The 19,196-nt window shown below is 58.5% G+C and carries 17 protein-coding genes and 1 tRNA gene; 12 read left to right on the top strand and 6 right to left on the bottom strand.

The features are described from left to right. Nucleotides 1–11 precede the first annotated feature (11 nt). From D3Y57_RS10945 to D3Y57_RS10935, 3 genes are read left to right on the top strand one after another with little or no spacing between them, the layout of a single operon-like run. Nucleotides 12–632, top strand: coding sequence for a hypothetical protein (locus D3Y57_RS10945; RefSeq protein ID WP_121153009.1), 621 nt, complete (start codon nucleotides 12–14; stop codon nucleotides 630–632). Further along, nucleotides 629–1,753 carry a 5-methylcytosine-specific restriction endonuclease subunit McrB gene (locus tag D3Y57_RS10940; protein ID WP_121153008.1) on the top strand — a complete coding sequence of 375 codons (1,125 nt, stop codon included), beginning with the start codon at nucleotides 629–631 and terminating at the stop codon, nucleotides 1,751–1,753. The genes D3Y57_RS10945 and D3Y57_RS10940 overlap by 4 nt, the downstream gene beginning before the upstream one ends. Next, the gene (locus D3Y57_RS10935) at nucleotides 1,746–3,047 is read left to right on the top strand and encodes a 5-methylcytosine restriction system specificity protein McrC (RefSeq protein ID WP_121153007.1); all 1,302 of its coding nucleotides are present in this window, start codon (nucleotides 1,746–1,748) and stop codon (nucleotides 3,045–3,047) included. Before D3Y57_RS10940 ends, D3Y57_RS10935 begins: the two co-directional genes overlap by 8 nt. A 76-nt stretch (nucleotides 3,048–3,123) precedes the next feature. On the opposite strand, the gene D3Y57_RS10930 is transcribed toward D3Y57_RS10935, so the two are convergent. The 4 genes from D3Y57_RS10930 to D3Y57_RS10915 all read right to left on the bottom strand — a co-directional run bounded on the left by D3Y57_RS10930 (nucleotide 3,124) and on the right by D3Y57_RS10915 (nucleotide 6,225). Further along, complete coding sequence (locus tag D3Y57_RS10930) at nucleotides 3,124–3,606, bottom strand: hypothetical protein (protein WP_121153006.1); 483 nt, start codon at nucleotides 3,604–3,606, stop codon at nucleotides 3,124–3,126. A gap of 94 nt (nucleotides 3,607–3,700) precedes the next feature. Next, a tRNA-Pro gene (locus D3Y57_RS10925) sits at nucleotides 3,701–3,777 on the bottom strand. Nucleotides 3,778–3,852: 75 nt separating this feature from the next. Then, nucleotides 3,853–5,160, bottom strand: coding sequence for an FAD-dependent oxidoreductase (locus D3Y57_RS10920; RefSeq protein WP_121153005.1), 1,308 nt, complete (start codon nucleotides 5,158–5,160; stop codon nucleotides 3,853–3,855). A gap of 102 nt (nucleotides 5,161–5,262) precedes the next feature. Beyond that, nucleotides 5,263–6,225, bottom strand: coding sequence for a CsgG/HfaB family protein (locus D3Y57_RS10915; RefSeq protein WP_121153004.1), 963 nt, complete (start codon nucleotides 6,223–6,225; stop codon nucleotides 5,263–5,265). A 128-nt stretch (nucleotides 6,226–6,353) separates the two neighbouring features. Between D3Y57_RS10915 and lepA the strand changes: the two genes are divergently transcribed. After that, on the top strand, nucleotides 6,354–8,147 hold the full coding sequence (gene lepA, locus D3Y57_RS10910; protein ID WP_121153003.1) for a translation elongation factor 4: 1,794 nt from the start codon (nucleotides 6,354–6,356) through the stop codon (nucleotides 8,145–8,147). Nucleotides 8,148–8,150: 3 nt separating this feature from the next. Here lepA and D3Y57_RS10905 read toward each other — a convergent pair whose 3' ends face one another. Beyond that, nucleotides 8,151–8,777 carry a TetR/AcrR family transcriptional regulator gene (locus tag D3Y57_RS10905; protein WP_239026034.1) on the bottom strand — a complete coding sequence of 209 codons (627 nt, stop codon included), beginning with the start codon at nucleotides 8,775–8,777 and terminating at the stop codon, nucleotides 8,151–8,153. A gap of 164 nt (nucleotides 8,778–8,941) precedes the next feature. Here D3Y57_RS10905 and D3Y57_RS21375 point away from each other — a divergent pair, with 164 nt between their 5' ends. The 6 genes from D3Y57_RS21375 to D3Y57_RS10885 all read left to right on the top strand — a co-directional run bounded on the left by D3Y57_RS21375 (nucleotide 8,942) and on the right by D3Y57_RS10885 (nucleotide 16,527). Then, nucleotides 8,942–9,283: a hypothetical protein gene (locus tag D3Y57_RS21375; RefSeq protein ID WP_347400428.1), complete on the top strand. Its 342-nt coding sequence runs from the start codon at nucleotides 8,942–8,944 to the stop codon at nucleotides 9,281–9,283. Next, nucleotides 9,280–10,311 (top strand): efflux transporter outer membrane subunit, encoded by a 1,032-nt coding sequence (locus D3Y57_RS10900; protein ID WP_347400427.1) that lies wholly within the window; start codon nucleotides 9,280–9,282, stop codon nucleotides 10,309–10,311. The genes D3Y57_RS21375 and D3Y57_RS10900 overlap by 4 nt, the downstream gene beginning before the upstream one ends. Continuing rightward, on the top strand, nucleotides 10,311–11,507 hold the full coding sequence (locus D3Y57_RS10895; protein ID WP_121153002.1) for an HlyD family secretion protein: 1,197 nt from the start codon (nucleotides 10,311–10,313) through the stop codon (nucleotides 11,505–11,507). The genes D3Y57_RS10900 and D3Y57_RS10895 overlap by 1 nt, the downstream gene beginning before the upstream one ends. Nucleotides 11,508–11,509: 2 nt before the next feature. Next, nucleotides 11,510–13,039 carry a DHA2 family efflux MFS transporter permease subunit gene (locus D3Y57_RS10890; protein WP_121153001.1) on the top strand — a complete coding sequence of 510 codons (1,530 nt, stop codon included), beginning with the start codon at nucleotides 11,510–11,512 and terminating at the stop codon, nucleotides 13,037–13,039. 165 nt (nucleotides 13,040–13,204) lie between these two features. Further along, on the top strand, nucleotides 13,205–13,603 hold the full coding sequence (locus D3Y57_RS20905) for a carboxypeptidase-like regulatory domain-containing protein (RefSeq protein ID WP_239026033.1): 399 nt from the start codon (nucleotides 13,205–13,207) through the stop codon (nucleotides 13,601–13,603). Continuing rightward, nucleotides 13,516–16,527, top strand: a complete 3,012-nt coding sequence (locus D3Y57_RS10885; RefSeq protein WP_239026032.1) for a TonB-dependent receptor plug domain-containing protein — start codon at nucleotides 13,516–13,518, stop codon at nucleotides 16,525–16,527. The genes D3Y57_RS20905 and D3Y57_RS10885 overlap by 88 nt, the downstream gene beginning before the upstream one ends. Before the next feature lie 60 nt (nucleotides 16,528–16,587). On the opposite strand, the gene D3Y57_RS10880 is transcribed toward D3Y57_RS10885, so the two are convergent. Further along, nucleotides 16,588–17,184, bottom strand: a complete 597-nt coding sequence (locus tag D3Y57_RS10880; RefSeq protein WP_121153000.1) for an HD domain-containing protein — start codon at nucleotides 17,182–17,184, stop codon at nucleotides 16,588–16,590. A gap of 118 nt (nucleotides 17,185–17,302) precedes the next feature. Here D3Y57_RS10880 and D3Y57_RS10875 point away from each other — a divergent pair, with 118 nt between their 5' ends. Then, nucleotides 17,303–18,397: a sensor histidine kinase gene (locus D3Y57_RS10875; RefSeq protein ID WP_121152999.1), complete on the top strand. Its 1,095-nt coding sequence runs from the start codon at nucleotides 17,303–17,305 to the stop codon at nucleotides 18,395–18,397. Further along, nucleotides 18,394–19,191, top strand: coding sequence for a LytR/AlgR family response regulator transcription factor (locus D3Y57_RS10870; protein ID WP_121152998.1), 798 nt, complete (start codon nucleotides 18,394–18,396; stop codon nucleotides 19,189–19,191). The genes D3Y57_RS10875 and D3Y57_RS10870 overlap by 4 nt, the downstream gene beginning before the upstream one ends. The last annotated feature ends 5 nt before the right edge of the window (nucleotides 19,192–19,196 follow it).

Below are 19,196 nucleotides of genomic sequence, written 5' to 3'. Positions count from 1 at the left end.
AGCGGATTGAAATGTCAGGTAGCGGTGCGGTCAAGCGGTTCGTCTTTAAGGAGTTGAAATCTGGTGATCTGCGCAAGTTCAGCGCGACCTCCGCCGACAGCACAAGCGGTGGTGGAGCGCGTGACCAGAGGTTCAGCCCGTACGACAAATTCGACGACGTGTTTAACGCCATGTTCAAGGGCAAGCCGGAACACAGGAACAGAAAGAAGAAGGACGGCACGACCGAACAGTTGACGGTCTACGTTTCGCCCATCGCTGTCCACGCCGATGATACGCACCGGACCAATCCTTCCAAGGAGATGCAGCACGAAAATCAGCCTTACCTGGTCCAGACATTGAGATACTGGCCTCCTACCGAGGTCCGCGCCAACGAGGGTCGTCTTGGCGAAGTGAGCAAGCTCGACCTTGCCCCGCCTTCCGACAAGGGCAGAGTCTTTCTGTTGATCTTCGAGGACGATACGGCGCTCACCCCGCGAATAGCGTTCGTGACCGAACACGACGTGAAGGCCAAGAGCTGGGAGAAGAGCATCAACGACTTCTTCGAGAAGCTGTTGGAGACGCCCGCGACCACAAACGCCGTGATGGGATACAAGGATTTCGTGAACAAGACGTCGTGGACCAAGGAGCCGTGAGCGCGACACCGACCATCGATGCGGTGCTTCGCGCCTTGTCGGAAAGACAGAACGTCCTTTTGTCAGGACCTCCGTCGAGTGGCAAAACGCACTTGATGCAGGCGGTCGCGAACGCATTCTCAATTTGGGCGCCTGTGGCGCCGTCCAGCGGCCCTCGTTCCGCTTCGGCACGCATCGCGATCCCGGCGAACACACCCACCCCACAGGGGCCGATCCCGACAATGCCGAGTCCGGGACGGTCTGGGAGGCATGTCGAGCGCATCGCTTTCTCCGCGAACACCAAGGCACGCGATTTCACTAGCGCGTTCGTGCCTATGGTGGGCGCGTCGGGTAGCGCGTCGATCGGCTTTATGGTCGAGACTGGCGCTCTGATCCGTGCCAACGATCAGGCGTTGTCAGGGGGCGCAGCGCTGCTGGTGATCGATGAACTGAACAGAGGGCCCGCTGTTCAGCTTTTCGGCGATGCCATCGTCTCGATCGAAACCGACAAGCGACTCGACCACAATGATCAGACGACGCTGAACAGCTGGCCTATGCGCGTCCTCGACAAGAGCGGCACGACGGTGCCGGTCTACCTGTCACGGCATCTCTACATCCTGTCCTCGATCAATATGGCCGACACGTCGATCGAGCCGCTGGACGTCGCATTCCTTCGCCGTTTCGAGACGATACCGGTCATGCCGGATCCGGCACTGGCGAGAGTTCATCTCGCTGCCGCCGGGGTCGGAGTTGCGCTGCCGCCAGCTCCAGTCGGGCCGGCACACGTGACGGAGGCCGCCGTCCGCGCATGGGAACATGTGAACGAGCGGATCACCATCGGCCGTTCCGCCGACTACCAACTTGGGCACGGCATCTTCCTCGGGCAACCGAACGCTCCAGCGACCATCCAGGAAGCGCTCGAGCTCGCTACAGGCTGGTGGCGCAAGATCCACACCCACGTGCGCGAGGTCTTCTACGGCGACGTGCTCGGCGTTGGAGTGGCTTTGAACGCCGGAACCGATCCTGCGGGATATCAGCTGCTCAACGCCCCATATGGTCAGGACGAGCGTCAGCGGATCGTGGAGCCAACCATCGACCCGTCAACGATCTACGGCGTGCTGAAGCGCGTTTCCGGTGCGTAGCCCCGTCGTCAGGATCACCATCGCCGAATACGGCACGCCGGAACCGGTAATCGCGGAGATCGCAGCAGCGGCACGGTCAACAGCATCGGAAGCCGAGGCGCTACTCAGGCGCCATGGCGAGCGACTGCAGCGTCGCCACGGGCTTAAGGAAAACCCGATCGAGATCCGCAGCGACGGCGTGACCGCTAAAGGCATCGCGGGTGTGATTGCATTGTCCCCGCGTATTGAGCTCGAGATCAGGCCGAAGTTCGCCGCGCCCGGATCTGATTGGCACGCTGATCTGGTGTTTCTTGCCGTCATCACCAGACATGGACACATCGATACCGCCTCCTCCATATCGTCCCTTGTTTCCGAGGCGAACAGTCTGGCTGACCTGGTCGCCCGCGTCGTCATCCTGTCGATCGAACGCAATCAGCGAGCACCGCTGCGAACGCGACGCGCGAGGACGATCGAGAGTTTCGAACCCGAGGGGGAAATGGACCCCGACGTGTTGCTCAATCCGGGTGAGGAAGGATGGCGTCAGCATTCCTACGCCATGAGCCGGGACAACGAATATTGGGCAACCATTCATCGCGGCGCGCTCGTTCTGCTGCCTCACGTTCGCAACGCCGAGATCGCCGCCAGACTGAGCGATACGGTAACGCGTTGGGGGCGACCAACGACGCCACCCAGTCGGTTCCATAGGCTGCTGCCGCCCCGGTTGTCCGTATGGCAATCGCCATACGATTTGTGCTTCGAACTCGCGCAGGGGGCCAGCATGAGCCCTGGTGCCGGCCATCAGGCGACGTTCGAGTTCACCTTGGACATGTGGCGGGCTTGGGAGACGCTGATCGAGCGCGGGCTTGTTGCCGCATTGGGCGCGGCGCGTGTCGAGTTACAGAAGGAGACAAGCCTCGGTAGGCTAGACAGGAACGGTCGCATCTCGACGGTTACGGTGATTCCGGACGCCATTGTCGACGTCGGTCGACCATTGGTGGTCGATGCCAAGTATAAAGGCCGATGGAGGTCTGATGGACGCGGTTACGAGCCGATTTCCGCTGCAGACCGGTATGAAGCGATGGCCTTCATGATGGCGACCGGTGCCGAGGACGCCATCCTATTGTATCCGAGCATCGATGGTGTGTCTGTCGATGAACCCGTGCAGATCGTGCAGCGCGAGGAGCTTCCGACTGGCAATCTAAGCGCGGTCGCAATCGGCGTGTCGGGCCTGTCGCACCCGCAGGGAATGACCAGACTTCGGTCGCGTCTGAACGAAGTGATCGCCCTTTCAAGCCACGTCATCGCGACCACCTAACGACGATCGCCCCGATCGCCGTACCTGAAACCGCGGTGCCTGCCTCTGCACGGCTGGTCAGCGCGCCAGCACGAGGCTACACCGCGATGAACCAGCTTCGACCGTAGTCGTCTGTGTGCTTGACGATGCCGTCCTTCTCCTTGGCCCGCAGGGTTGAGTCTACGGCATTGACGGTGCTGCGTATCTGGGCCTTGTCGGGCGTTTCGTCGCCGTTGCGCCTCAACACCTCCAAGGCGATCTTGCGAGTAGGTATCGGAGCCGCCGCCTCCCGTAGGATATCGAGCGTTAGCCTCGTCGTCTGACCTGGACGCACCGATGACTTGTGAACATGCTGCTTGATCGGCTTGACCGCGCCAGCCACCCATTCGGGGTTGATCTCCTGCATCACCACATCCGCGCATTGCAGCACGTGTCGAAGACGACCTTCCCGGTCACGCAATCCATCGAGGCGCTGAAACAGCGATTCGATGCGCGCTATCTCTTCCGCATGCTCACGGGCTTCCGCGGCCCAGTGCCCCATCTTGGTTTCGAGAGATTCCCGGAGATTGCTCGCGCCCATGATTCCCTACCGTAGTGTGCGTGGGACCATAGCAGCTGGATCATACCAGGCGGTAAATGTAGCTTGGTTAGTCTGCTACACTATACCGGAAAACTGGTCGGGGAAAGAGGATTCGAACCTCCGGCCCCTGCCTCCCGAAGGCAGTGCTCTACCGGGCTGAGCTATTCCCCGACCGATCGTCGCGCCAAGCGCGGCAAGGCAGCGGCTTTAGCGGAGCGGTTGCGGCCCATCAAGCCTGACAAATCATCACTGCTCCGAATGGCCGGCGGCAAGCATTTCGGCGACATCGACGAACTTTTCACGCGGTGCGCCAGCGCGGGCGCGGGCGGCTTCGGCGGTTTCGATTTTTTGCCAGTCGCGGAATGTAACAACCTCGACTTTGCGTGTGTCCAGCAACACGTCGAGGGCGGCGCGTCCGTCTTTGCCTGCTCCATCACCGATATCAGCAACGATGTGATCGGCAATCATATAGCCGTCGGGGCGGTTGGTACCGATCGTTCCGCTTGGACCTCGCCGTGCCCAGCCCACGCAGTAAAGACCGGGGAGAATGCGGCCATCGTCATTGGCAAAGCGTCCACGGGCTTTGTCATAGGGCACGCCGTCGATTGGTGGTGTGCGATATCCGATACAGGCAACGACTAGGCTGGCGGGCACGACATAGGTTTCGCCGGTGCCTACCGATCGGTTATCCTCGTCCAGTCGCGTGCGTTCGACGATCACGCGTTCGACCTTGCCATCGCCCTCGATCGCGATTGGCCGCGCAAAGAAATCGAAGTCGATGCCGATGGGTTTTCCCGCAGGCTCTATGATCGCGAAGTTGCGGAGATGGCCCACCGATTTGCGTACACCGGGTTCCAACTGCGCGTCGCTGTCAGGATGGGGCAAATGATGAGACGCCACAAAGGGTTGGGCGCGCTCGAGACGGCCGAGTTCGCCAAGTTCTTTCGGCGTCATGGCAATCTGGTGTGGCCCGCGTCGCCCGAGCAACGTCACGCGCGATATCGCCGAATGATCGAGAGCATCGAGCGCATGGGCGGCGATATCCGATCCATCGAATTCGCCGCGTGTCTTGGCCAATATGCGCGCCACGTCGAGAGCGACATTGCCGTTGCCCACGACCACCGCACCGGGACCAGCGAGCGGTGGATCGAGGTCGGCGAAATCAGGGTGGCCGTTATACCAACCGACAAATGCCGCCGATCCGGTGACGCCGGGCAGGTCGTCGCCGGGGATCCCAAGTGTCAGGTCGGCAGGTGCGCCGGTGGCAAGCACAACTGCATCATAGAGAGATTGAAGTTCGGAAATGCTGATATCGCTGCCAACGGAGACATTGCCGACAAAGCGCACGTTATCGCTGAGCGACACGCTTTCGAAACGATTGGCAACGGCCTTGATGGACTGGTGATCGGGCGCGACGCCGGTGCGGATCAGGCCATAGGGAACCGGCATCCTGTCGATGATATCGATCCGGACGTCATCGCCGAACGCCTTCTGACAGGCTTCTGCGGTGTAATATCCGGCCGGACCGGACCCGATGATGGCAATGTGGCGCAATGTTTTGCTCTCCCGACGTCATTGTCGGAGGTGATGCTAAGGCAATTGCGGCGGTGTGCAAGGCAGCCCCTTCGATATGATACCGAAGGGGCCAAATTGAACTTACTGAGAAGGCGTCAATCGCGTGTTGATAACCCAACCCGTATTGTCGTTTTCGTCAGTGACTTCCCACCACAGGCCTTCTTTGCGACCTGTCGGATAAAGGATCGTTCCCGCAGGCGCTGTTCGGACGACGCGGCCACCGGGGGCGGCCGTTGCGCGCATCGCCACGGCACCCATCGCCGTATAGGTTTTGGTCGGGGTTGCTTCGGCAGTGCCGACGCTGCCGGGACGAACCAGACCCAGATCCATTACCATTTTCGAATAGGCCTGAATGAAGGCGAGCGTCACGATGCGACCAATGTCGGTATTGTCGTATCCGCCACCAACGGCAGCAGCGCCGCCGCCGAAAAAGCCCATTCCGCCGCCGCCGCCGAAGCTGAGGCTATTCTTGACGGCATAGCCATCCTGCACCGCAATCGTTTCGGTCGTGCGAACGTTGGTGAGCGAGAGGACGGTGTTGGCCTCCATTTTCTTGCTGCCGATTCCGCCGACCAGTCCGCCAAAGCGTCCGCCAACGAGGCCGCCGATGCCAGCGCCAATACCGCTGCCGCTTGAATTGCGATTCGAAGCCTGAACTTCGGCAACGAGAACATAGTCGGCCGCCTTGATCTGGCCCTGTCCGACGTTGGACCGGCGCTGGAGGCCAAGGTCGCCACCGATGTCACGCTCACGTTGTGCGGCGCTAAGGCCCGAGCCACGGTCGACGAGATTGAAACAACCCGAGCGCTGAACCAGAACTTTGATGAGTTTCTGCGGACCGGTCAGTTGAAACTGCGTCCAACCCGATGGATCATCGCCATCCATGACAGAAACTGTGCCGAGCTTGCGTGTGCAGTGCGGAACATCGGTCAGGGCCGCTTCCTGCGTGCGTTGTGTGCCAGACGGTCTGGCTGGGCCCGCGAATGCAGGTGAGGTTGCCACGAGCGAGAACGCCGCTCCGGCAAGCATTGCATTTCTAATCATTTTATTCCCCGTCCTGAATGTGAATCTGTTGCGCCCTTTGCGATTCGCTATGCCGCCAATTATTCGGAAAAGCGACCCTTCGCGTACAGAGGCTGACTTGCGCGTAATGCCCTGCTAGGCGCTGACGAATGACACCTCTCGACAAGATCCGTAATTTTTCGATCATCGCCCATATCGATCACGGTAAGTCCACTTTGGCGGACCGGCTGATCCAGACCACGGGCGGCCTGACCGCGCGTGAGATGTCGGCTCAGGTTCTCGACAACATGGATATTGAGAAAGAGCGCGGGATCACGATCAAGGCGCAGACCGTGCGGTTGGAATGGAAGGGCTATGAGCTCAACCTGATGGACACGCCGGGCCATGTCGATTTCGCCTATGAGGTCAGCCGTAGCCTTGCCGCGTGCGAGGGGGCGCTGCTGGTGGTCGATGCCGCGCAGGGCGTCGAGGCGCAGACGCTTGCCAACGTTTATCAGTCGATTGAGCATGATCACGAGATCGTGCCTGTCATCAACAAGATCGATTTGCCCGCAGCGGAACCCGAAATGGTTCGCAAGGAGATCGAGGAAGTCATCGGTCTGGACGCGTCGCGCGCGGTCATGACCTCGGCTAAATCGGGCATCGGTATCGAGGAAGTGCTGGACGCGATCGTCGAGCGTATTCCGCCGCCGAAGGGCGATCGAGAGGCGCCGCTAAAGGCGATGCTCGTCGATAGCTGGTACGATCCGTATCTGGGTGTCGTTATCCTGATTCGCGTGATCGACGGCGTCTTGCGCAAAGGGCAGGAAATCCAGTTCATGGCGGCCGGCACCAAGCATTTGGTGGACCGCGTCGGCTGTATGCGGCCCAAGATGGAGATTTTGCCCGAACTGGCTGCAGGCGAAATCGGGTTTATCACCGCGCAAATCAAGGAAGTCGCACAGACCCGAGTCGGCGATACGATTACTGATTCGAAGCGGCCTGCACTCGAGGCCCTGCCGGGCTTCAAGGAAGTTCAGCCAGTCGTGTTCTGCGGCCTGTTCCCGGTCGATGCGAACGATTTTGAGAAACTGCGGGAAAGCATCAGCAAGCTGCGTCTGAACGATGCCAGCTTCAGTTTTGAAACCGAGAGCAGCGCGGCATTGGGCTTTGGTTTCCGTTGCGGGTTCCTAGGGCTGCTACATCTGGAGATTATTCAGGAGCGCCTGACTCGGGAATATGATCTCGACCTGATTACGACCGCACCCAGCGTGATCTATGAAATCCATATGAATCATGGTGCGGCAACGATCGAACTGCACAATCCGGCCGATATGCCCGATGCCAGCCGGATCGACTTTATCGAGGAGCCGTGGATCGAGGCTGTGATCTATGTGCCGGACGAATATCTCGGGTCTATCCTGAAGCTGTGTCAGGACCGTCGTGGTATACAGAAGAACCTGACCTATGTCGGTGGCCGTGCGCAGGTGACTTACGAACTGCCGCTTAACGAAGTGGTATTCGATTTCTATGACCGGCTGAAGTCGATTTCACGCGGCTATGCCAGCTTTGATTATCATCAGATCGGCCACCGTGAAGGTGATCTCGTGAAGATGAATATCATGGTCAATGCCGAGCCTGTCGATGCGTTGAGCATGATCGTTCACCGCGGCACGGCGGAAGCGCGCGGGCGAGGGATGTGCGAGCGATTGAAAGATCTGATCCCGCGTCATTTGTTCAAGATTCCGATTCAAGCTGCAATCGGTGGCAAGGTGATTGCGCGCGAAACGATTGCCGCGATGCGCAAGGACGTGACCGCGAAATGTTATGGCGGCGACATCAGCCGCAAGAAGAAGCTGTTGGATAAGCAGAAAGAGGGCAAAAAGCGGATGCGCGAATATGGCAGCGTCAGCATCCCGCAGGAGGCCTTTATCGCAGCCCTGCGCATGGGCGACGACACATAGGGTTTAGGCCTTAGTCTCTGGTCCCCAGGCCCGAAGGAAGCTATCGACGGCAGCCGTAATATCGCGTGCTACGGCATCGGGGGCGGGGGCTTCGATGCCGAAAAGCGCGTGCTGAAACGAGTTCGACTGGCACATCGACGAAAACTGCCGCGATGCCAGCGCGGGGTCGCCTTTACGAAGCCGGCCATCGTCCATCATTGCAGCGAGATATTCGGCGAGACGCGCTTTGCCCCGCTTTGGACCGCGTTCAAAGAACAGGCGGCCAAGTTCGGGAAAACGGCCAACTTCTCCCGTTACGACGCGATGCAGATTGATAATCGGTGGCGACAACATCGTCGAAAGCATCGCGGCTGCAAAGTGTTCGAGCACCTCTGCAACCGGGCGTTCGGGCGATAAAACTACTGATAGTGCACAACCATATTGCTCGACGACATCATCTACGACCGCCGTGAACAAATCCTCCTTCGAGGGAAAATAGGTCCACAAAGTTGTTTTCGATCCACCGACCTGCGCCGAGATCGCTGACATAGTGGTTCCGGCATAACCGTTCTGAAAGAACGCGTTGCGGGCTGCTGTAACAAAAGCACTGCGGCGAGCGTCTTGCGCACATTCGATTGGCGAAGCTGTCATAACCATATTTCCGTACTATCGAGTATCATTGCAATTGACAACTGGTCGGAATCGCGCGAGTGGGCCGCAATCAAATTTTTGTACCAGATAGTACGGTCCATTTCTCTATGCGTTTGTCGTTTTCTGCCCTTTCAATTCTCGTCTGCCTTGGCGGGTGCGCAACAGTGTCGCACCTCGGTGCAACGCCGCAGATTCGCGCGCCTGAAACTTTGGCATCGGCGACCAGCCTGCCGCACACGCATTCGGACTGGCCGACCACCGAATGGTGGACCGCTTATGGAGATCCTGCGTTAAGCGGTCTGATCGACGAGGGCATGAAGGATTCCCCCGATGTCGCCGCAGCTACCGCTCGCATCCGGCAAGCCGAAGCATTATCACAGCAGGCCGGTGCCGCATTGCTGCCCAGTGCAACGCTCGATGGTATGGCTGGCGGAACCAAGCAGAGTTACAATCTGGGCATCCCCCCGCATTCGTTCCGAAAGGCATTCAGGACACCGGACGTGTGACCGGCACGTTCTCGTTCAACCTCGATCTGTGGGGCAGGGACCGTGCGGCGCTTGCGGCCGCCACATCAGAAACCGAAGCCGCACGCGTCGATTTCGAACAGGCCCGCCTGATGCTCAGCACTGGCATCGCGTCGGCCTATGCCGATCTGTCGCAATATTACGTCCAGCGTGATGTTGCGGTCGATGCGCTTAAAGTTCGTCAGTCCACTGTCGACCTGACATCGCAGCGTGTCGCCGTGGGCGTCGATACGCGCGGTAGCTTGCGGCAGGCGGAGTCACGCGTTCCTTCGGCCCGCGCCGACATCGCCGCGCTGGACGAGGCGATCGTACTGACCCAACACCGCCTCGCCGCGCTGCTTGGTGCGGGGCCGGATCGGGGATTGCAGATTGCACGGCCCGTGCTGCGCGATGCTCCCACCGGGGTGCCAATGAATGCCGGAGTCGATCTTATTGGGCGACGTCCGGACATCGTTGCTGCACGGCTCCGTGCAGAAGCCGCGGCCAAGCGGATCAAAGTCGCGAAGGCCGATTTCTACCCAAACATCAGCTTGTCGGCAGTTGTGGGCTTGCAGTCGCTGGGCCTGGGTCAATTGTTCAACAGCGGTTCCAGCTATGGCACTGGCGGTGCGGCATTCAGCTTGCCGATATTCGACGGTGGCCGGATTGCCGGGCGCTATCGCGGAGCTCGCGGGGAATATGACGAAGCCGTTGCGCGGTACGATTCGACGTTGATCGCGGCGTTACGGGAAACCGCCGATGCCTTGTCGAGCCGGCAAGCGGCAGATGTGCGCCTGAACGATCAGCGTCAGGCACTTGCCGCTGCGGAAGAAGCGCGCAAGATCGCAGCACTTCGATATCGCGGCGGACTTTCCAACCAGTTGCCGGTGCTGAACGGCGATGACACGGTGTTGATCAGCAGACGCGCCGTCGCCGATCTGGAAGCGCGTCGCCTTTCGCTCGACATCGCCCTCATCCGTGCCCTTGGCGGTGGTTACCGTGACACCCGAATTTCATCAGGAGCCAGATAATGGCCGACGCAAACCCATCCGAAATGACCGCTGCTCAAGAGGAAAGCCCCTCCGCCAACGATCAGGCGGAGAACAAGGCTCCCCCAAGGGAAAACAACGCAAAACGGAAAAAGCTGTTTCTGATCCTTGCGATCGTGGTCGCGGTAATCGCGATCCTTTGGGGCATCTGGTATTTCGTAACGCAGGCGGGCCGCGTTCACACCGATAACGCCTATGTCGGTGCAGACACGGCGCAGGTCACGCCGTTGGTTGCCGGGGCCGTCAAGGAAGTGCGCGTCGGAGGAACGCAGGTCGTTCACAAGGGCGACATATTGGTCGTGATCGACGATGCCGACGCAAAGGTCGATGTTGCGACCGCACAGGCAGCGTTGTTCGCAGCGCAGCAGCGATACGGACAGGCAGATGCCAACGTCGGTGCGGCCCGCGCCAAAGTCGATGCTCGCGTCGCCGACATAGCGCAGGCGCGCGCCAAAGCTGCCGATTCTGTGGCCCAGCTGGAGCGGGCACGCGTGGATTTGTCACGCCGGGAAGCCTTGGTGGGTAGCGGTGCCGTATCGGGCGAAGAGCTTTCATCGGCCCGTGCGGCTTACTCTGCGGCCAAGGCCGATCGCGATCTTGCAGCGGCGGGCATTGCGACGGCTCAGGCGACACGCACGTCGGCGCTGAGCGATGTTGCTGCCACTGAAGCTTTGACGCGCGGCACGAACGTTTCGACTACGCCTGACGTGGCATCGGCCCGCGCGCGTCTGGACAAGGCGCAACTCGACTTGTCACGCACGATCATCCGTGCGCCGATCGATGGTGTCGTGACGAACCGTCAGGTCCAGGTCGGACAGCGGGTTGCGGCGGGTACCCCGATCATGACGCTGGTCCCGCTGGCATCGGTTTATGTCGATGCCAATTTCAAGGAAAGCCAGTTCAGGCGGATAAAGATCGGCCAGCCGGTCGAACTGACGTCGGATTTCTATGGCAGCGGCGTGGTCTATCATGGTCGCGTAACCGGATATGCGGGCGGGACCGGCGCGGCGTTTTCGTTGATTCCCGCGCAGAACGCGACGGGTAACTGGATCAAGGTTGTCCAGCGTTTACCGGTTCGCGTCACGCTCGATGCGCGTGAGCTTCGGGATCATCCATTGCGCGTCGGCCTGTCGATGGATGCAATAATCGATACGCGCGGCGACACAGGGCGCGAATAATCATGGCAAGTGCGCCTGCCGAGCCGGAACCGCTTACCGGGGCAAAGCTGTTGCTTGCCGCATTTGCGCTCGCGCTCGCCAATTTCGTCGTCGTGCTCGACACGACGATTGCCAACGTATCGGTGCCTCACATCGCGGGCGGCCTTGCGGTCTCGCCGACGCAGGGCACCTGGGTCATCACCAGTTATGCCGTCGCCGATGCGATCAGCGTTCCACTGACCGGGTGGCTGTCCGCGCGGTTCGGCAGTGTGCGCTGGTTCATTATATCGTTGTGCGGCTTTGCCGTGTTTTCATTCCTGTGCGGCGTTTCGGGTACGCTTGGGATGCTCATCACATTCCGTATTCTGCAGGGACTGTCCGGTGGTCCCTTGATGCCATTATCGCAGACATTGCTGCTGCGGATATTTCCCAAGAATAAAAGCGGGGTGGGACTCGGTATATGGGCGATGACAACGACGTGCGCTCCGATCCTTGGGCCAATTCTCGGCGGTCTGATCAGTGATAACTGGTCGTGGCCGTGGATATTCTTTATCAATTTGCCCGTCGTCGCCATTTGTATTTTCGGTGTAACGCGGCTGGTCACTCCATATGAAACGACGGTGGTGAAACGTCGTATCGATCTGGGCGGACTGGCATTGCTCGTACTGTTCGTCGGCGCGTTCCAGATCATGCTCGATACAGGGCGCGAGAACGATTGGTTTAATTCGGCCTATATCGTCACGCTCGGCCTTATCGCGCTGGTCGGATTTGTGGCGTTCATTATCTGGGAGCTGACTACCGACGAACCGATCGTGGATATCCGCATCTTTCGGCATCGCGGTTTTCTGGCGGGCACTGTTGCGATCTCGCTCGGGTTCGGCGCCTATTTCGCAACCGTGGTTTTGACTCCTCTCTGGCTCCAGCAGGTGGTTGGTTATACCGCGACCGATTCCGGATATACGGTGGCATGGGGCGGCTTGTTTGCGGTACTTCTCTCTCCCCTTGCCGCCAGAATGATCGGTAAAATCGACCTGCGCTATATGGTCAGCGCAGGAATATTGTATTTGGGGGCAACCTCCGCATTGCGGGCCGGGTGGACCTCGGGTGCCGACTATTGGACGCTATCGTTACCGCAGCTTTTGCAGGGCGCAGGTATGCCTTTCTTTTTCATCGGGCTTACGGCGTTGACGCTTGGAAGTGTGAAACCCAGCGAAACCGTGTCGGCTGCGGGATTGATGAGCTTCATGCGGACATTGTCGGGCGCGGTCGGGACGGCTCTGGCGACGACAGCATGGGATAATGCGAGTCGTGTGTCCCGGTCCGAAGCTGTTGCTTCACTGAACGATCCGGCAGCTACGGTTAGCGCAATGCAGCAGAGTGGGCTCACTTATGAACAGGCACGGGCATCGCTGGATCACCTGGTGGATATCCAGGCATCGACCCTCGGTATGCTCAACGTATTCCTGATCGCGTCATCGATATTCCTGATTGCCGCAATGGTCGTGTGGATGGCACCCAGTGTGAAAGGTGGAGCGCCTGCTGTCGGCCATTAGTCAAAAACGTGGCTTTTTTGCAACGCAGCAAAAGAGTCTTTTACTTCATTCTACCAAAGTGTTGCGGCTGTCATTGAACCGCAACAGAATGATCCCAAGGGCGATGACATAACGCAGGGCGGCGTTGTGCAGGGGCATCATTGTCCACTTGGGGGTACCATATTTATGAAGAAGCAGCTTTTATCGAGCGCGGCGCTGTTTGCGCTCGCGATTCCTGGTTTTGCGATCGTTACGCTGGTTGCACCGAACACGGCCAGTGCGCAGGAAACGACGTCATCGATACAGGGTTCGGTGACGGAAGGTGACGCCGCAGTGTCTGGCGCTGAGGTCGTTGTCACCCACGTTCCATCGGGCACGCGCTCGACGGCGAAAACGGGTGCAGACGGCAATTTCAGCGTCAGCGGACTGCGGGTCGGCGGTCCATTCACCGTTACGGTCCATTCACCGTTACGGTCAATGGAACGTCGGTTACCGATGTGTACACAGTCGCCGGGCAGTCGTTCAATCTGCCTATCAATATCGCCACCGGTGGTGCGGACATCATCGTTACCGCTTCGAAAGTGACGAATGCCGGAACGGTCTCTAAGGGGCCTGCAACGGTTCTTGGCAGTGAGCAGATTTCCCAGATCGCCAGCATCAACCGCGATATCCGCGATCTGATGCGGCGCGATCCATTTGCAACGCTCGACACCAGCAGCACCAGTGGCAGGAACGTCAGCTTTGCGGGCCAGAATGCGCGCTACAATCGTTTCACGATCGACGGTGTTCCGATCACGGACGGTTTCGGTCTTAACCCCGATGGACTTCCCTCGCGTCGTGGCCCCGTGCCACTCGATGCTATCGAACAGTTCCAGACGAAGATCGCGCCATATGACGTCCGTGACGGGTTTTTCCAGGGCGGTACGGTCAATGCGATCCTGAAGTCGGGTACGAACAATTTCCACGGCACGGCGTTTTACACATACAGTTCCGATGGTTTGATCGGGTCGCGCACAAAGCCGTACATCACGAACACGACCGGAATCATCAATTCACCGAAGTACAAAGATCGCGACTTTGGTGCTGAACTTTCCGGCCCAATTATCGCCGATAAATTGTTCTTCATGGTTGCGGGCGAACGGGTCCGCGCCAGCAAGCCGATCAATTCGGGCACGGTTGAAACCAATGCGGGATCGCCCGTTCCTGGCGTAACCGACGCCATTGTCAGCCAGATCGTCGGCATCGCCAAAACGAAATACGGCTATGATGCTGGCGGCGTGTTACGGAGCAACGGCGATAAGGACGACCGCCTGGTCGCAAAGCTGGATGCGAACATTTCTGACACGCAGCGTGCGTCGCTGACTTATATCTACACCAAGGATTCGTTGATCACGGCAACGACCAACAGCAACACGTCCCTTGGCCTCGAATCCAATGCCTATACCAAGCCGAACCGGGTTCATGCCGGTATTTTCCAGCTAAACTCGCAATGGTCGTCGTCATTTTCGACCGAAGCACGCGTTCTGTACAAGGATTACAAGAGCGGCCAGATACCCCTGCTCGCCAACGGTGCGCAGTTTACGATCTGCACTGCGCCGACCTCCGATCGGTCGGACCCTGCAGGCCTTCCTGCCCAAACCAACCTGTCTACAGTTTGTCCGGTTGGAACGCCCAGCGTACTGATCGGCCCTGGCGGTCCGAGCCAGTTCAACGTGTTGCGCACAAAGACATGGGGCGGTTCGCTGGTCACGCGTCTTTCGCTCAACGACCATAATCTGCGGTTACTGGCGGACTATCAAAACGTCGATACGTTCAACCTGTTCGTGAGTCCCGGGAACGGCACCTATTATTTCGATTCAATTGCCGACTATCAGGCAGGTAATGCGCAAAGCTTTAACTACAGCAATGCGGCTTCGCTGAACCAGCAGGACGCGGCAGCGAGCTTCCGATACCAGACGTACACGTTCGGTATTCAGGACGACTGGCGTGTAAACGACATGCTTAATGTATCTTATGGCGCGCGCTATGATCTGTTCGGTTTTTCCAGTCGGCCTGCCACTAACCCGTTCTTCCAGTCACGCTATGGGTTCACCAATACCAGTTACATCAACGGTCTTGGCTTGTTTCAGCCGCGCGTCGGGTTCGACTTCCACCCGATTTCACGGATTAGCATTCGCGGCGGCGGCGGTATTTTCGGCGGCGGTACTCCCGACGTCTATGTGTCGAACAGCTTTGCCAACAGCGGCGTGCTGCAAAATAGCCTGAGTGCAGTTCTCACCAATGGCGGTACTTATCAGGTCAATGGCGCGAACACGACGACAGCAAATGGCCAGTCGATCCTGAACAACGTCAACATCTCGCAGATATCGCCTTCTGCCGGTGTACAGACCGTATTGAACAACCGCACCAGCACTGCGGCGCTCGATCCGAATTTCAAGGCTCCCTCCCAGTTCAGGGCAACCTTGTCGGCCGACTATCGTGCGAATCTCGGCCCGTTGGGCGACGGGTGGAACTTTGGAGCTGACTTCTTCTATTCGAAGGTTCGCAATCAGGTCCTCTTCACCGATATTCGGTCGATTCCGGTGGCCGGATCGTTTACCCCTGATGGTCGTCAGCGCTATCAGAACGCCATTCCCGGTGTGTCCAATACCGACGGTAACAACGATATTTTGCTGACGAATTCCAAGCTGGGTCGGAGCTATGTCGGTGTCGTCAGGTTTGAGAAAACCTTCGACTTCGGCGTCAACTTCTTTGGCAGCTATACGAGGCAGGACGTAAAGGATCAGAACCCTGCCACGTCGTCTGTCGCGTTGTCGAATTACAGCAATGGCGCCTATCTCGATCCGAACGTCGTGGCTTATGGCCCGTCCAACGATCAGGTGAAGTGGTCATTCAAATATGGCGTCGGCTTTGATCGGAAGCTCTTTGGCGACAATCACACGCGGCTCAACCTGTTCGGTGAAACGCGTGCCGGATCGCCGTTCAGCTACACGTTCCAGGATGCGACCGGCAATCGCAGCAGCGTCTTTGGCACGACCGGAAGCAACTCGCGTTATCTGTTTTATGTACCCACGGTAAACGATCCACGGGTTACTTATGACAGCGTTGCTACACAGGCTGCTGTCGAAGCGATCATCACGGGCAGCGGCCTTGCAGGATATCGGGGCCAGATCGCACCTCGCAATGCCTTCCGTTCGAAGGCGTTCACAAAGATCGATCTGCATCTTGAGCAGGAGCTTCCATTACCTTTGGGCAGCAAGTTCACGGTGTTCGGGGATATCGAAAACTTCACTAACCTGCTTAATCACAAATGGGGTCAGCAGCTTCGTGCGACCTTCAACTACAACAAATCCGTGGTGCGTGTGACGTGTGTTGCCGCAGGAGCGAATACCTGCGCGCAATATCAGTATTCTTCACCGACCCCGGCCAACCTTCTGGCTGACCAGCTGGTAACGGCCAACGGATCGTCGCTTTACGCGATCCGCATCGGCGCTCGCATCAGCTTCTAAAATACAATCGCGACGATAGGCCGCCGTCCTTTACCCAAGGGGCGGCGGTTTTCGTTTGAGCTATTCCTCGGCGATCGCCCGCGCCATCATGCCATTTACCGGGCGTGACAAAACGCGGCGGAGCATGGGTTCGAAAAAGCCCAGCGGTTCGGTATTATAGTCGGGATCGAACGCTGCCTGATCGTATTTCTGGCAAAACTCCTCACACGCCTCGAAATATGGATTGCCGCGATACGCCTCGCGTGCGTTGCGATCGGCGCCGAGGAAGTGGAAATAATAATATCCCTGAAACTCGCCGTGTCGGGCACAGATCCAGTGTTCCTCCTCAGTCACGAACGGTCGCACGATAGCGGCTGCTATATCGGGGTGATTATACGCGCCCAGCGTGTCCCCTATGTCGTGGAGAAGAGCCATCACGACATAAGTTTCGCCCCGTCCATCACGGTGCGCGCGTGTTGCGGTTTGGAGGCTATGTTGCAGTCGATCGATCGGAAAGCCGCCGTAATCTCCGTCGAGTAATTTCAGATGGGCCAACACCCGATCGGCAAGTCCGCCGGCGAACGCGCGGAAATGGCGCGCGATTATCGACCAGTCTTCCTGCGTGCTCTCATTGAAATTGCGGAACCCGGCCCGGCCCGGAGTTTCAGTATCGGCCAATTTGGCTCTCCTCTCTCTCTTGGCAAGATAACGCGCGATCGACAGTTTTGTCACTGATAGATCGCGTTTCCGCGGCTCCGACTGTTCCCAGCCTCCTGAAAACGCTAGCGTCGGCGCGATGGCCACCGTTCAACCTCGACCCCAGACATTCTTCGACGACAAAAACCGTGCTTTCTGGATGCTTCAGGGTGCCGGATGGGCCGGTTATCTCCTGCTGCGTGCGGCACAGGGCGTTGCCAACGGGATGAGCATTTCGTTCTTCATCCCGGTGCTGGTCTCGACCGCCACCGGCTATTCGCTGACGCTCGTCATTGCTGCGGCGTTCCGTTTGCTGATCCGTAAACCTCCGATCATCATCTGGACCGGGTCGTTGACTGCGGTCGTGCTGGCGGTCGCTGCCTATTCGGTGATCGATGCCTTTGTGTTTTCGATGGTCAATCGCGGTGGTGCTTTCGAAGGGGCGCTGCTGCTAGCGTCGGTGCTGATCGATGGTCTGCTGCTGGGTGCGTGGTCGGCGCTTTATTACGGTATCAACTTTTTCCTGATTGCCGAGGATCAGCGCGTCCAGCTTTTCAAGCTGGAAGGTGCGGCTTCGTCGGCACAACTCGCCATGCTTCGCTATCAGCTCAACCCGCACTTTCTGTTCAACACGCTCAACAGCATCTCGACGCTGGTCCTGTTGAAGCAAACTGACCGCGCGAATGCGATGCTCAGTCGGCTGTCGTCGTTCCTGCGCTACACTTTGGTCAACGAGCCGCAGTTTCAGGTGACGCTGGATCAGGAATTCGAAACGCTGAAACTGTATCTGGACATCGAAAAGATGCGGTTCGAGGAACGATTGCGCGCGACTTTCGATCTTGATCCGTTGGCCGCGCGCGCGCGCATTCCGTCTTTGTTGCTTCAGCCGCTCGTCGAAAACAGCATCAAATACGCGGTGACGCCGATGGAAGAAGGTGCCGAAATCGCCGTTGCGGCGCGACTGGTCGGCGAACGAGTGCAGATCACCGTGTCCGACACCGGTCCGGGGTTGAACGACGGCAGCGTCCGCCCCAGCTATTCAACCGGCGTCGGCCTTGCCAATATTCGGGACAGGCTGGCGCAGGCTTATGGACCGGATCACCGTTTCGATGCTCGCAATAATCCCGAAAGCGGGTTTGTCGTGACGGTGGAAATTCCGTTCCTGGTCGAAGACGCAAGCCAAGAGGTCGCATGACAATCAGAGCAATATTGGTCGATGACGAGAAACTGGCTATCCAGGGTCTGGAGCTTAGGCTCGCCAATCATCCCGACGTGGAAATCGTCGATACGTGCATGAACGGGAGAGAGGCGATCCGTTCGATCAAGACGAATAAGCCTGATCTGGTGTTTCTCGACATTCAGATGCCTGGGTTCGACGGATTTTCGGTCGTGTCTGGCCTGATGGAAGTCGAGCCGCCGCTGTTCGTGTTCGTGACGGCCTATTCCGACCACGCCATCCGCGCGTTCGAGGCACAGGCAACCGATTATCTGATGAAGCCGGTCGAGGAAGCGCGTCTTGCCGATACTCTGGACCGGGTGCGCCAGCGCCTTGCCGAGAAAAAGGGTGTCGAGGAAGCGGGCCGCCTGATGGAAGCTCTGACCGAGCACGCTCCCGATGCGGCCGAGGAAATGGCCGACAGCGAAGGACCGGCCGCCAACCGTTTCGAAAAGCTGATTAATATCAAGGATCGCGGTCAGATTTTCCGTGTCGATGTGGACACGATCGAGCGGATAGACGCTGCCGGTGATTACATGTGCATTTACACCGGTGATAACACGCTGATCCTTCGAGAGACGATGAAGGATCTCGAAAGACGCCTCGATCCGCGTCGATTCCAGCGTATCCACCGCTCGACGATCGTCAATCTCGACCTTGTCAAACAGGTGAAGCCGCACACCAATGGCGAATGCTTTCTGGTGCTGGATTCGGGAGCGCAGGTAAAAGTCAGTCGCTCATATCGCGACGTGGTGGCAAGATTCGTTCATTAGACTGC

Origin of the sequence: Sphingomonas paeninsulae (assembly GCF_003660165.1) — a bacterium.
Classification (GTDB): Bacteria; Pseudomonadota; Alphaproteobacteria; order Sphingomonadales; family Sphingomonadaceae; genus Sphingomonas_O; species Sphingomonas_O paeninsulae.
The sequence above is the reverse complement of the archived record's forward strand: the minus strand, read 5'-3'. Positions and strand labels throughout refer to the sequence as shown.

Coding starts and splice junctions, on each gene's coding strand:
- D3Y57_RS10915 (WP_121153004.1), bottom strand. CDS start 6,225: ATGATTAGAAATGCAATGCTTGCCGGAGCGGCGTTCTCGCTCGTGGCA.
- D3Y57_RS10945 (WP_121153009.1), top strand. CDS start 12: ATGTCAGGTAGCGGTGCGGTCAAGCGGTTCGTCTTTAAGGAGTTGAAA.
- lepA (WP_121153003.1), top strand. CDS start 6,354: ATGACACCTCTCGACAAGATCCGTAATTTTTCGATCATCGCCCATATC.
- D3Y57_RS10895 (WP_121153002.1), top strand. CDS start 10,311: ATGGCCGACGCAAACCCATCCGAAATGACCGCTGCTCAAGAGGAAAGC.
- D3Y57_RS10875 (WP_121152999.1), top strand. CDS start 17,303: ATGGCCACCGTTCAACCTCGACCCCAGACATTCTTCGACGACAAAAAC.
- D3Y57_RS20905 (WP_239026033.1), top strand. CDS start 13,205: ATGAAGAAGCAGCTTTTATCGAGCGCGGCGCTGTTTGCGCTCGCGATT.
- D3Y57_RS10930 (WP_121153006.1), bottom strand. CDS start 3,606: ATGGGCGCGAGCAATCTCCGGGAATCTCTCGAAACCAAGATGGGGCAC.
- D3Y57_RS10890 (WP_121153001.1), top strand. CDS start 11,510: ATGGCAAGTGCGCCTGCCGAGCCGGAACCGCTTACCGGGGCAAAGCTG.
- D3Y57_RS10905 (WP_239026034.1), bottom strand. CDS start 8,777: ATGACAGCTTCGCCAATCGAATGTGCGCAAGACGCTCGCCGCAGTGCT.
- D3Y57_RS10870 (WP_121152998.1), top strand. CDS start 18,394: ATGACAATCAGAGCAATATTGGTCGATGACGAGAAACTGGCTATCCAG.